This window comes from Streptomyces sp. NPDC045846 (genome assembly GCF_056431605.1).
Genome location: NZ_JBWKKJ010000002.1, coordinates 749,502 through 762,258, shown reverse-complemented (window position 1 = coordinate 762,258; position 12,757 = coordinate 749,502). Strand labels below are relative to the sequence as shown.

General features: G+C 73.3%; 11 protein-coding genes. 8 read left to right on the top strand and 3 right to left on the bottom strand.

The annotated features are described in order from the left end of the window. Positions 1-222 precede the first annotated feature (222 nt). Genes AC07F3_RS08335 through AC07F3_RS08320 form a run of 4 tightly spaced genes read left to right on the top strand, consistent with a single transcriptional unit; the run spans position 223 to position 3,778 of the window. Complete coding sequence (locus tag AC07F3_RS08335) at positions 223-1,128, top strand: ABC transporter ATP-binding protein (RefSeq protein ID WP_479111942.1); 906 nt, start codon at positions 223-225, stop codon at positions 1,126-1,128. Then, positions 1,128-1,853 (top strand): ABC transporter permease, encoded by a 726-nt coding sequence (locus tag AC07F3_RS08330; protein ID WP_479111654.1) that lies wholly within the window; start codon positions 1,128-1,130, stop codon positions 1,851-1,853. The genes AC07F3_RS08335 and AC07F3_RS08330 overlap by 1 nt, the downstream gene beginning before the upstream one ends. Positions 1,854-1,907: 54 nt before the next feature. Next, entirely contained in the window at positions 1,908-3,110 is a 1,203-nt protein-coding gene (locus AC07F3_RS08325; protein ID WP_479111652.1) for a histidine kinase, read from the top strand. Positions 3,111-3,145: 35 nt separating this feature from the next. After that, complete coding sequence (locus AC07F3_RS08320) at positions 3,146-3,778, top strand: response regulator (RefSeq protein ID WP_479111940.1); 633 nt, start codon at positions 3,146-3,148, stop codon at positions 3,776-3,778. Positions 3,779-3,781: 3 nt separating this feature from the next. Here the strand turns inward: AC07F3_RS08320 and AC07F3_RS08315 are convergent, their stop codons facing one another. The 3 genes from AC07F3_RS08315 to AC07F3_RS08305 form a co-directional block, all read right to left on the bottom strand. Then, entirely contained in the window at positions 3,782-5,212 is a 1,431-nt protein-coding gene (locus AC07F3_RS08315; protein WP_479111650.1) for an MFS transporter, read from the bottom strand. 154 nt (positions 5,213-5,366) lie between these two features. Continuing rightward, entirely contained in the window at positions 5,367-6,554 is a 1,188-nt protein-coding gene (locus AC07F3_RS08310; RefSeq protein WP_479111649.1) for a lipid-transfer protein, read from the bottom strand. Positions 6,555-6,568: 14 nt separating this feature from the next. Then, positions 6,569-8,728 (bottom strand): acyl-CoA dehydrogenase, encoded by a 2,160-nt coding sequence (locus tag AC07F3_RS08305; protein WP_479111647.1) that lies wholly within the window; start codon positions 8,726-8,728, stop codon positions 6,569-6,571. A 223-nt stretch (positions 8,729-8,951) separates the two neighbouring features. Between AC07F3_RS08305 and AC07F3_RS08300 the strand changes: the two genes are divergently transcribed. From AC07F3_RS08300 to AC07F3_RS08285, 4 genes are all read left to right on the top strand, one after another. Further along, positions 8,952-9,545 carry a class I SAM-dependent methyltransferase gene (locus AC07F3_RS08300; protein ID WP_479111938.1) on the top strand — a complete coding sequence of 198 codons (594 nt, stop codon included), beginning with the start codon at positions 8,952-8,954 and terminating at the stop codon, positions 9,543-9,545. Positions 9,546-9,649: 104 nt separating this feature from the next. Beyond that, positions 9,650-10,636 carry an N-acetylmuramoyl-L-alanine amidase gene (locus AC07F3_RS08295; protein WP_479111645.1) on the top strand — a complete coding sequence of 329 codons (987 nt, stop codon included), beginning with the start codon at positions 9,650-9,652 and terminating at the stop codon, positions 10,634-10,636. A 144-nt stretch (positions 10,637-10,780) separates the two neighbouring features. Next, a complete protein-coding gene (locus AC07F3_RS08290) occupies positions 10,781-11,632 on the top strand; it encodes a hypothetical protein (RefSeq protein WP_479111643.1) in 852 nt (283 codons plus the stop codon). Between the two features lie 100 nt (positions 11,633-11,732). Beyond that, complete coding sequence (locus tag AC07F3_RS08285) at positions 11,733-12,743, top strand: LLM class F420-dependent oxidoreductase (RefSeq protein WP_479111641.1); 1,011 nt, start codon at positions 11,733-11,735, stop codon at positions 12,741-12,743. The last annotated feature ends 14 nt before the right edge of the window (positions 12,744-12,757 follow it).

Below are 12,757 nucleotides of genomic sequence, written 5' to 3'. Positions count from 1 at the left end.
GGACCCGTCCGCCTTCTAGAACGCGTTCTAGGCCGATGGCCCCCAGGTATAGCGCACACCCCCGCCGTTGTGAAGGCTCCTGACGCTACGTCAGATTACCGGAAGGGGGCGCCCCATGACACTTTCGGCGGGGGTACCCCAGGACATTTGTCCTGCTCAGCTCCGTACAACCGCATCTGGGGCGGGCCCGTCCGGCTCCGTAGCGTGGTGGGCATGACGCAGATGACGACACAGAGCGCCGCCGCGGTCCGCTTCGGCGGGGTGGTCAAGTCCTACGGGGCGCTCCGCGCGGTGGACGGGGCCGAGCTGACCATCGGGCGCGGCGAGACCGTGGCGCTGCTCGGCCGCAACGGGGCCGGCAAGTCCACCACCATCAGCCTGCTGCTCGGCCTGAACGAGCCCGACGCGGGCGAGGTGCGGATCTTCGGCCGCACCCCGGAACGGGCGGTGCGCGAGGGCCTGGTCGGGGCGATGCTCCAGGAGGGCAGCCCGATCCCCCGGGTGACCGTGCGCGAGCTGGTGTTCTTCATCGGCAGCATGTACCCGAAGCCGATGCCGGTCGCCGAGGCGCTGGCGCTGGCGGGACTCACCGAGTTCGCGGACCGCCGGGTCGACAAGCTCTCCGGCGGCCAGAGTCAGCGGGTGCGGTTCGCCATGGCGCTGGTCGGCAACCCCGAACTGCTGCTGCTCGACGAGCCGACGGCCGCGCTCGACGTGGAGGCACGGCGCGCGTTCTGGGAGTCGATGCGCACGTACGCCGACCGGGGCAACACGGTGATGTTCTCCACCCACTACCTCGAAGAGGCCGACGACAACGCCGACCGCATCGTCGTCATCGACCGGGGCCGGATCGTCGCCGACGGGCCCGGCGAGACCATCAAGCGCGCGGCGGGCGGCAGCCTGGTCTCCTTCGACCTCGCGGGCATGCCGACCGAGGGGCTCGCCCTGCTGCCGGGCGTGGCCGCGGTCGAGGTGCACGGCGACCGGGCCCGGCTGCGCAGCGACGACTCGGACGCGACCGTGGTCGCGCTCGCCGCGATGGGCGCCGTACGCCGCCTTGAAGTCGCCCCCGCAAGCCTGGAGGACGCCTTCCTCTCCCTCACCGCACGCGAAAGCGAGACCGTCTGATGTTCGAGTACATCAAGCTGGAGATGCGGCGCACGCTCCGTGACGCCTCCTTCGTGACCTTCGGCATCGGCATGCCGGTGCTGATGTACCTGCTCTTCACCAACATCGGCGGGGGCCAGAGCGGCGACGCCGGCTGGAAGGTCTCCTCCATGGTCGGGATGGCGGCCTACGGGGCGCTGGGTGCGGCGCTCGGCACCGGCACCGGCGTGGCCTCCGACAAGTCGATCGGCTGGCTGCGGCAGCTGCGGATCGCGCCGCTGCCGCCGACGCGGGTGGTGACCGGCCGCGCGATCAGCGGCTCGGTGACCGTGCTGCCCGGCATCCTCGCGGTGCTGCTGTCCGGCGCGCTGATCAACGGGGTGCGCCTGGACGCCTGGCAGTGGGCCGCGCTCACCCTGCTCCTGTGGATCGGGGCGCTGCCGTTCACGATGCTCGGCCTCGGCAACGGCTACCGGCTGTCCGCACAGGCCACCGGCGTGGTCAACGTGGCCTGCCTGATGGGGCTCGCGATCCTCGGCGGCCTGTGGTTCCCGGTCTCGGCCTTCCCCTGCTGGCTGCGGAAGATCGCCGAGTACACTCCGACCCACCGCTTCGCCGACCTCGGCTGGGCCACCTCGCAGGGTCATGCCCCGGGTGCGGCGACCATCGCACTGATGGCAGCCTGGCTGGTGGTCTTCGGTGCGTACGCCGTGGTCTCCTACCGTCGGTCCGCACGGACCGCGTGAGTGCCGGACGACGAGGCCGGTGAGCTCATGAGTCACCAGTACGGGGAGAAGACCATGCCATCACTGCTGCCGAAGCTGCCTCCGCCCGGCGAGAAGGCCGAGGAGTTCCCGGGCCCGCCCGCCAACGGCTACACCTTCCTGCCGTGGCTCCTGATGGGCAGCGGCGCGGCGGTCGAGGTGGCCAAGGGCAAGGTCGCCGAACCCTGGCTCGGCGGACTCGGCGTCGTCGCCTTCGCCGTCCTGTACGCGCACGTCGCCTTCCGCGCCCTGGACAAGGAGCGGCGCGGGGAGCGGGCCACGCTCGTCCTGCTCGCCGGGCTCGCCGCCGTCACCTACGCCGTCGGCATCGGCTACGGCGGCGTCTGGCTCCTCTTCTTCCCGCTGCTCTCGCTGGCCTGCGGCGCGGCGGTGCGGGACCGGCGCCTGGGCGTGGTGCTCATCGTGCTCGCCGGTTCGGTGGGGGTGATCTCGGGGGTCAAGACCGGCGACCCCTGGGACAACATGACCATCGCGTACGGCACGTTCCTGTCCGGTCTGGTGATCTCGGCGCTGCTCTCGCTCTCCGAGACGGTCCGCGAACTGCGCGACACCCGGCAGGAGTTGGCCCGTACCGCGGTCGAGAAGGAGCGCCTGCGCTTCTCCCGCGATCTGCACGACCTGCTCGGCCACACCCTGTCCGTGATCGTGGTGAAGTCCGAGGCCGCCCGCCGGATCGCCCCGCGCGACCTGGACGCGGCCCTCGGCCAGGTCGCCGACATCGAGTCGGTCGGCCGCCAGGCCCTCACCGAGATACGCGAGGCCGTCACCGGCTACCGCGAGGGCAGTCTCGCCACCGAGCTCGACCGGGCCCGCTCGGCGCTGAGCGCCGCCGAAGTCGAGCCGGTGGTACGCCAGTCGGGGCCGCCGCTGCCCGCGCAGGCCGAGGCACTGCTCGGCTGGGTGGTGCGCGAGGCGGTCACCAACGTCGTGCGCCACAGCGCCGCGACCCGCTGCGAGATCGTCGTCGAGGGCACCCCGGAGCGGGTGACCCTGACGGTCACCGACAACGGCAGGGGCGCGCCCGCCGCGCCCGCGCCGGGGCCCCGGACGGGCGGCAACGGCCTCAAGGGCCTGACCGAGCGCCTCGCCGCGGCGGGCGGCTCCCTGACCGCGGGCCCCGCGCCCCGCACCGGCTTCCAGGTGCGGGCCGAACTCCCGGTGGACCCCGAGGACACGGCCCTCGACGCCGAACTGACCACCGCCCCCGGCCACCACTGACGCCCGGCCGCGCATACCCTTTCCCCGTGGACGAGATGCCCCAGGATCACCGACCCGCCAAATCCGTGCGCGTACTGCTCGCCGAGGACCAGGGGATGATGCGCGGCGCGCTCGCCCTGCTGCTCGGCCTCGAAGAGGACATGGAGGTCGTGGCGCAGGTCTCGGCGGGCGACAAGATCGTCCCCGAGGCCCTCGTCTCGCGCCCCGACGTGGCGCTCCTCGACATCGAACTGCCGGGCAGGAGCGGCCTGGACGCGGCCGCGGACCTGCGCGAGGAGGTCCCGGAGTGCCGGGTGCTTATCCTCACCACGTTCGGCCGGCCCGGCTATCTGCGCCGCGCGATGGAGGCGGGGGCGGCCGGATTCCTCGTGAAGGACGGCCCGGTCGAGGACCTCGCGGAGGCGATCCGCCGGGTCCTGCGCGGCGAGACGGTGATCGACCCGGCGCTCGCCGCGGCCGCCCTCAGCGCGGGCCCGAGCCCGCTGACCGCCCGCGAACGCGACGTCCTGAACGCCTCGGTGGACGGCGCGACGGTCTCCGACATCGCGGGCAAGCTGCACCTGTCGGAGTCGACCGTACGCAACTACCTGTCGTCCGCCATCGGCAAGACGGGCACCCGCAACCGCATGGAGGCGGTGCGCTCGGCCCGTCAGCAGGGCTGGCTGTAGGGCTCAGGCCCGGGTGGCGGGGCCCGCCGCCCGGGGCAGCCACAGCAGGGCGAGCAGCACACTGCCGAGCAGCACGACGCCGCCGACGCGGAAGGCGAGCGCGTACCCGGCGGTGAGGTTCTCGGCGCTCTGGACCACCCCGGTGCGGGAGGCCGCCACCGTGGAGAGGACGGCCAGGCCCAGCGCGCCGCCCATCGTCCGGGACGTGTTGATCAGGCCCGACACCAGTCCGGCCTCGCTCGGCGCGGCCCCCGACGTGGCCAGCGCCGCGAGCGGTGTGGTGGCGAGCCCGGCGCCGGTCATCATGAGGATGCCGGGCACCAGGATCGACAGCCAGTACGGGTCGTCCGCGCGCATCGTGGACTGCCAGCCGAACCCGGCCGCGGTCACCAGGACACCCAGCACCGTCAGGTTCCGGGCGCCGGTCCGCGGCATGATGCGCGGCGCCAGCTTCGAGCCGAGGACGACGCTGAGCGAGCTGGGGATGAGCGCGAGACCGGCGCCCAAGGGGCTGTAGCCGAGCACGTTCTGGGCGTACAGGGTCATGAAGAACCAGGTGCAGAACATCGCGGAGCCGCACACGAACATCACCGCGTTCGCGGCGGAGACGGCTCGCAGCCGGAAGAGCCTCAGCGGCATGAGCGGCGCGGCGGTGCGGCCCTCGACCACGAGGAACGCGACGAGGAGACCCACCCCGCCAAGGAGCGGGACGAGCGTCCCCACCGCGCCCCAACCGCCCTGCTCGGTCTGCACGATGCCGTACGAGAGGGTCGCGAGCCCGGCCGTGACGAGGACGGCGCCGGGCAGGTCGAGCCGGTGGCGCTGCCCGGCCCGCGACTCGGTGATCCACAGCGCGGCGCCGAGCAGGACGAGCGCGCCGACGGGCACGTTGATGAGCAGCACCCAGCGCCACGACAGGGCGTCGGTGAGCACGCCGCCGACGAGCCCGCCCGCCGCGCCACCGCCCGCGCCGACCGCGGCCCAGGTGCCGATCGCCCGGGTGCGGGCGGCGCCCTCCGGGACCGCGGCGGTCAGGATGGTGAGGGTGGCCGGCGCGAGGACCGCGGCCCCCAGGCCCTGGGCGGCCCGGGCCGCGAGCAGTTGCCAGCCCTCCTGGGCGAGCCCGCCGCCGAGGCTGGCCGCGGTGAACAGGCCGAGCCCCACGAGGAACATCCGCTTGCGCCCGTAGAGGTCGCCCGCGCGCCCGCCGAGCAGCATGAACCCGGCGAAGGCGATGGCGTACGCGTTGACCACCCACTGCAAGCCGCCGGCGCTCATGCCGAGGCCGGTGCGCATGGAGGGGAGGGCCACGTTGACGACGGACACGTCCAGCACGACGAGGAACTGGCCCGCGCAGGCGGCGAGGACGACGGGCCAGGTGCGGGGGGTTCGGGTGGGGGTGGATATGTGGGTGTCAGCGGACGTGTGGGCCATGCGAGTCATGCTCGCACGGGGTGGGTGCCTGTTACACCCCCCTTTCCCTGACCCGTTGAGGGACGCGGGGAACCGCGCGACCAGCCACGTGCGGCCCGCAGGCGAACCGACGCCCCCCGGAGCGTCTCGGGAAAGGGGCGGGGCGGGGAATGGGCTACCGGCGCAGCAGGGTCACCACCGCCGCGCCGCCCAGACCGATGTTGTGGGCGAGGCCCACCCGCGCGCCCGGCACCTGCCGGGCCCCCGCCTCCCCGCGCACCTGCCACACCAGCTCCGCCGCCTGCGCGAGACCCGTCGCCCCCAGCGGATGCCCCTTCGAGATCAGACCCCCGGAGGGGTTGACCACCCAGCGGCCCCCGTACGTCGTCGCCCCGGACTCGACCAGCTTCCCGGACTCCCCCGCCCCGCACATCCCCAGCGCCTCGTAGGTGAGCAGCTCGTTGATCGAGAAGCAGTCGTGCAGCTCGATCACGTCGACGTCCTCGATGGCCAGGCCCGCCCGGGCGAAGGCCTCGCGGCCGGCCGCGCGCGACATCGGCGCGCCCACCGCGTCGATGCAGCTCCCCGAGGCGAACGACTCCTCGGTGTCCGTGGCCATCGCCTGGCCCGCGATCTCGACCGCACGGTCCCCCAGCCCCTTGCCGTCCACGAACCGTTCCGAGACGACCACCGCCGCCGCCGACCCGTCCGACGTGGGCGAGCACTGGAGCTTCGTCAGCGGCCGGTGGATGGTCTTCGCTCCCAGCACCTCCTCCACCGCATACGCCTGCTGGAACTGGGCGTTGGGGTTGTTCACCGAGTGCCGGTGGTTCTTGGCGCCCACCGCGGCGAGCTGCGCCGCGGTGGTCCCGTACCGCTCCATGTGTTCGCGCGCCGCGTTGCCGAAGATCTGCGCGGTGGGCGGCGTCATCTCGAAGCCGTGGCGGGCGGCCATGACGCCGTAGTGCCGGGCCACCGGCGAGGTCGTGAAGTCCCCGCCGTCCGAGCCCCCGCCCAGCGCGCCCCGCTTCATCTTCTCGAAGCCGAGCGCGAGCACGCAGTCGCTCACCCCGCCCTCCACGAACTGCCGGGCCAGCATCAGCGCGCTCGCCCCGGTCGCGCAGTTGTTGTTGACGTTGTAGACCGGTATCCCGGTCAACCCCAGTTCGTACACGGCGCGTTGGCCCGCCGTCGAGGGCTGGAAGCAGTAGCCGACGGGGACCTGTTCGACCTCGTCGTACGCGATGCCCGCGTCGGCCAGCGCCGCGCTCCCGGCCTCCTTGGCCATGTCCCAGTACTGCCAGTCCCGGGACTCGGGCTTCTCGAACCTGGTCATGCCGACACCGACGATGTAACTCTTCACGGCAGGGGAACCCTTCAGTCTCGGGGCAGGCCGAGGATGCGCTCGGCGACGACGTTGAGCTGGACCTGGGTGGTGCCGCCCGCGATGGTCAGGCAGCGGGACATGAGGAAGCCGTGCACGGCCCGCTCCCCCGCCCCTTCGGCGACCGCGCCCTCGGGGCCGAGGAGTTCGAGGGCCAGCTCGGCGACCTTCTGCTGGTGCGGGGTCTGGACGAGCTTGCGGACACTGGCCCCGGCGCCGGGTTCCAGGCCCGAGACCTGCCGCAGGGTGGTGCGCAGCCCGATGCAGGCGAGCGCGTGCGCCTCGGCGGCCAGCGCGCCGATCCGCGCCCGGTACGCCCCGTCGAGCTCACCGGCGCGGGCGATCAGCGCTTCGAGCCCGGTGTCGAAGGCCACCTGGTCGGCCATGTGGACGCGTTCGTTGCCCAGGGTGTTGCGGGCGACCCGCCAGCCGTCGTCGACCTCGCCGACGACGGCGTCGGCGGGCAGCAGCGCCCCGTCGAGGTAGACCTCGTTGAAGAGGGAGTCCCCGGTGATCTCCTTCAGCGGACGGATGTCGATGCCCTCGGTCCGCTTCATGTCGACGAGGAAGTAGGTGAGTCCCTTGTGCTTGGGGGCCGCAGGGTCGGTGCGGGCGAGCAGGATGCCGTAGTCGGCCCACTGCGCGGCGCTCGTCCACACCTTCTGTCCGGTGACGCGCCAGCGGCCGTCCTCGGTGCGCTCGGCCCTGGTGCGCAGGGATGCGAGGTCGGAGCCGGCGCCGGGCTCGGAGAAGAGCTGGCACCACAGGAGTTCGCCGCGCAGGGTCGGGGCGAGGAAGCGGTCCCGCTGGGGGCCGGAGCCGTGGGCGAGGAGCGAGGGCACCACCCAGGTGGCGATGCCGAGGTCGCTCACCTTGACCCCGGCCCGCCTCAACTCCTCCTGGATGACCAGTTGTTGGACGGGCCCGGCGCCGAGCCCGTAGGGGGCGGGCAGGTGCGGGGCCGCGTATCCGGTGGGCGCGAGGGCCCGGCGCACCGCACCCGGGTCCAGGCCCCGTACGCCCTCGATCACGGCGCGGGCGGCCCCGCGGAAGTCCTCGGCCTCGGGCGGCAGCTCCATGCAGAGCTCCCGGCGGGCCCCTTCCCCGGCCAGCCGCACGGCCCGCAGCCGGTGGGTGTCCCCGGCGCCGAGCAGTTGGCGGGCGACGAGAGCACGGCGCAGATACAGATGGGCGTCGTGCTCCCAGGTGAAGCCGATGCCGCCGAGGATCTGGACGCAGTCCTTGGCGCAGGAGCAGGCCGCGTCGAGGGCCGTGGCCGCGGCGAGCGAGGCGGCCAGGCCCCGCACCCCGGCGGGCTCGTCCATGGCGCGGGCCGCGTCCCACACCAGGGCGCGGGCCTGTTCCAGGCGTACGAGCATGTCGGCGCAGAGGTGCTTGACGGCCTGGAACTGTCCGATGGGGCGGCCGAACTGCTCCCTGACCTTGGCGTGCCCGGCCGCGATCTCCAGGGCCCGGTCCGCCGTGCCGCACGACTCGGCGGCGAGCAGCAGGCAGGCGAGGTCGTGGACGAGGGCGCTGTCCACGTCCAGGACCCGGTCCGCGTCGACCACCACGCCCTCGGCCCGCACCTCGGCGGTGGGCCGGGTCGGGTCGGCGCTCTCGTGCGGACGGATCCGCAGCGCCTCGGCGTCCACCGCGCACCACAGCGTCCGGTGGTCCTCCCGCGCCGCGAGGACCACCACGTCGGCCTGGCCCGCGGCCAGTACGGGAGGCGCGGTCCCGTCGAGGAGCAGACCGCCCCCGCGGCCCACGGCGGTGAGCGTCCCCGCGCCGAACGCCACGGCCGCGGTCCTGCGTCCCGAAGCGATGTCGGCGACCAGGGCGTCGTGCCCCGCGCGGCGCAGCAGCTCGGCGGCGAGCGCGCCGGGGAGGTAGGGGCCCGGCAGCAGTGCGCGCCCGGCCTCCTCCAGGACGACGGCGAGCTCGGGCAGGCCGCCCCCGCCGAACTCCTCGCCGAGGTGGATGCCGAGCAGGCCCTGTTCGGCGAGCCCGTCCCAGAACGGCGGCCGGGACCGGGCGGCCTCGGGCGCGTCCAGGAGTTTGCGCACCTCCTCGACGGGCGCGGCCCGCGCCAGCCGGCCGCGCACCGCCTCGGCGAGCTCCCGGTGTTCTTGCGTGATCGCGATGCCCATGGACGCCCTCACCCGTCGCCGGTCCCGGAACGGCGCAAGAGTAGAACACGTTTCAATCTGACGGAAGGTCAGCTGTGCGAGACCTTCGAGCCCCGCCCGCCCGAAGGCGCCCGGCGGGCGTACGGCAGCATGGACCGCTCACACACGTACGACACAGAGGAGCCGGGCCGTGGCCACTCCCCAGCCTCAGATCCTGGCCGCCTTCGAGGCGGCCAAGGGCTTCATGCCGGTACGGGAAGGCCTGGCGCTGTACGAGGCGGCGGCCTCCGCGGGGGCGCTCGGGCTGCCGCTCCTGGAGGTCGGCACCTACTGCGGGCGCTCCACGATCCTGCTCGCCGAGGCCGCCCGGGAGAGCGGCACGGTCGCGGTCACCGTCGACCACCACCGCGGCAGCGAGGAGCAGCAGGCCGGCTGGGAGTACCACGACCCGACCGTGGTCGACCCGGAGGTGGGGCGGATGGACACGCTGCCCACCTTCCGGCGCACCCTGCACGCGGCCGGTCTGGAGGACCACGTCATCGCGGTGGTGGGGCACTCCCCGCAGGTGGCGCGGGTGTGGGGCGGACGGCTCGGCTTCGTCTTCATCGACGGCGGCCACACCGACGAGCACGCGAGCGCCGACTACGAGGGCTGGGCGCCCAAGCTCGCCGAGGGCGGCATCCTGGCCATCCACGACGTCTTCCCCGACCCGGTCGACGAGTTCACCGGCCAGGCGCCGTACCGCGTCTATCTGCGGGCGCTCGCGTCGGGCGCGTTCACCGAGGTCTCGGCGACCGACTCGCTGCGCGTGCTGCGCCGGACGGCCGCCGCGCTGTGACGCCGGGCGCCGCGGGCCGGGGCCCGGCCCTCGGCGCCTCCGACGGGGGTAGCGGGTCGCCGCGTCCCCGGCGGGATCACCCGGCCAGGCCCTAGCATCGCAGCGTGTCGTACGACAGCGAGTCATCGAACCCGGACAGCCGGTCGCGCCGTGTGCGCGGCCGGGCCCTCGTCGCTCTCGCCGCCCTCGCGCCGACCGCCCTCGCGGGCTGGCTCGTCTGGCAGGCGATGAGCGGACCCGGCGGCCAGGACGACAAGCCGCCGAAGGTGCTCCCCCTGCCGAGCCGCACCGTGCAGTCGACCCGCCCCGGCGCGGGCGCCGCGACGGTGACCGTGACGGCCACCCCCTCCCCTGCCGCCCCCTCCTCGTCGGCGTCCGCACCCGCACCCGGGTCGCCGAAGAGCGGGACCGCCGCCGGGCCGCTCTCCGGAAAGACCGTCGTCATCGACCCAGGTCACAATCCGAATAATTTCCAGCACACGAAAGAGATCAACGAGCCCGTCGACATCGGCACGAACAAGAAGGAATGCGACACCACCGGTACCGAGACCAACGACGGTTATACGGAAGCCGAGTTCACCCTCGATGTGTCGCACCGGATCAGGGCGATCCTGGAAAAGCAGGGCGCGAAGGTCGTGTTCACCCAGAACGGCGACCGGACATTCGGCCCGTGCGTGGACGAGCGGGCCCGGATCGGTAATCAGGCGCATGCCGACGCCGTCGTGTCGGTGCACGCGGACGGCGCGAACCAGGGCCAGCGCGGCTTCCACGTGATCCTGCCCGCGACGGTGAAGGGCGGCGCCGCCGACACCGCGCCGATCGTGGGGCCTTCGCGTGAACTCGGTGTGCGGATCGCGGGGAAGTTCGTCCTGGACACGGGGATGAACGCCTCCAACTACGTGGGCGACGGCACCGCCCTGGACGTCCGCAGCGACCTCGGCGGACTCAACCTGTCGACGGTTCCCAAGGTGTTCATCGAGTGCGGCAACATGCGGGATTCCCGGGATTCGGAGCTCCTGAAGAGTGCGGAGTGGCACCAGAAGGCGGCTCAGGGGATCGCCGACGGCATTATGGCGTTCCTGGGCGGGTAGGCTCCCGACCCGCCGTACGGCCCACAGATCCAGACGATAGATTCTTCCGCACAGGGGGAACCACCTAGAGCTTCACGCCGTGTGCACGTACACCGGCGGCAGCGATGACCGCCCCGACGAGACGACATAAAAGAGGACTTTTACGTGAACATCCGCTCCCTCACACGAGGCGACGGCGTGGTGATCGGTGCAGCGGTGGTGCTGTTCATCGCCTCGTTCCTGAATCTCACGTCCGCGCCGAGCTGCTCCGGCCAGTTCTGCCCGAGTGTCGAGGCGCCGAACGCCTGGGACTCGCTCTCGCTCCTGATGAGCATGTTCCTGGCCGGCATCATCGGTGCGGTGCTCGTGGTCGTCGGCCGTTCGCTGCCGCAGCCCAAGAAGGTCGCGGGCCTGGACCTCACCCAGTTCGGCGTGGCGTTCACGATCTTCGCCGCCTGGACCGCGTTCTGGACGATCATCGACGCGCACGGCTCCGGCGCCGGCATGATCCTCGGCCTGATCGCCACGCTGGTGCTCGCCGCGGCCGCCGTGGCCTCGCCGCTGGTCGCCGCCCTCAAGGCGCCGCTGATGGGCGCCCCGAGCCCGGCCGCCCCGCAGCCCTACGGCTACCCGGGCGCGGCCCAGCCGGCCGGTGGCTACGGCTACCCCGGCGCGGCCCAGCCCTACGGCGCCCAGCCGGGCGACCCGAGCTTCGGCGGCCAGCCGCAGGCCCAGGCCCAGCCGTTCGGCGCGCAGGCTCCGGCCGCCGACCTGAACAAGGACAGCCAGGCCCCGGCCGCGTCGGCCGCCCCGGCCGGTGACTTCGCCCCGTTCTGGTTCGCGGTCCCCGTCGCCCGCCCGCTGTACGCGGAGGACGGATCGCCCACCCCGATCGCCGAACTCGCCCCCGGCACCTGGTACCTGGCCGTCGACCAGCGCGGTCCCGGTCTGGTCGCCCAGACGCAGGACGGCCGCCGCGGCGTCCTCCAGGACACCACGGGCATCCAGCGCGGCTGACCGCCCCGGCGCCTCGACGGCCCCCCGCCCCCTTCCGGGCGGGGGGCCGTTGCCCTACAGTCCCCTGACGGTTCGTCAGATCGCTGGGAGGGGACGCCACATGCGCCTGGGACTCGCACTCGGCTACTGGGGGCGCGGACCGAACCCCGCCCACCTCGAACTGGCCCGCGCGGCCGAGGAGTTCGGCTACCACTCGGTGTGGACGGCGGAAGCCTGGGGTTCCGACGCGTTCACCCCCCTGACCTGGATCGCGGCGCACACCTCCCGCATCCGGCTCGGCACCGCGGTCGCGCAGATGGCCGCGCGCACCCCCACCGCCACCGCCATGCACGCCCTCACCCTGGACCACCTCTCGGGCGGCCGGATGATGCTGGGCCTCGGGCTCTCGGGGCCGCAGGTCGTCGAGGGCTGGTACGGCCGCCCCTTCCCGTCTAGCCCGCTCACCGCGACCCGCGAGTACGTCGACGTCATCCGCCAGGTGCTGCGCCGCGAGGCCCCGGTCGAACGCGACGGCCGCTTCCACCCGCACCCCTACAACGGCGCGGACGGCACGGGCCTCGGGAAGCCCCTCAAGGCGATCACCCACCCCCTGCGCCCGGATCTCCCCGTATTGCTGGGCGCCGAGGGCCCCAAGAACATCGCGCAGACGACCCGCATCGCGGACGGCTGGCTCCCGCTGTACTGGTCGCCGACCCGCACGGACGCCTACGCCGCCGCGCTGGCCGGGCTGCGGGACGACTTCCTGGTCGCCCCCATGGTGCGGGCCCACGTGTGCGACGACGTCGCCGAGGGGCTGCTCCCGGTGAAGGCGATGCTGGGCTTCTACATCGGCGGCATGGGCCACGCGGCCCGCAACTTCCACGCCGACCTGATGGCCCGCATGGGGTACGGCGACGAGGCCCGCCACATCCAGAGCCTGTTCCTGGCGGGCCGCCGGGACGAGGCGGTGCGCGCCGTGCCGGACGCCTTCGCCGACGAGATCTCCCTGGTGGGGCCCCGCCAACGCATCGCGGAACGGCTGGAGTTGTGGCGCAAGGGCCCGGTGACGGACCTGCTGGTCACGTCACCGGACCTCGCGACTCTGCGGACCCTGGCCGACCTCAACGCCTAGTACCGGCCGTCGAG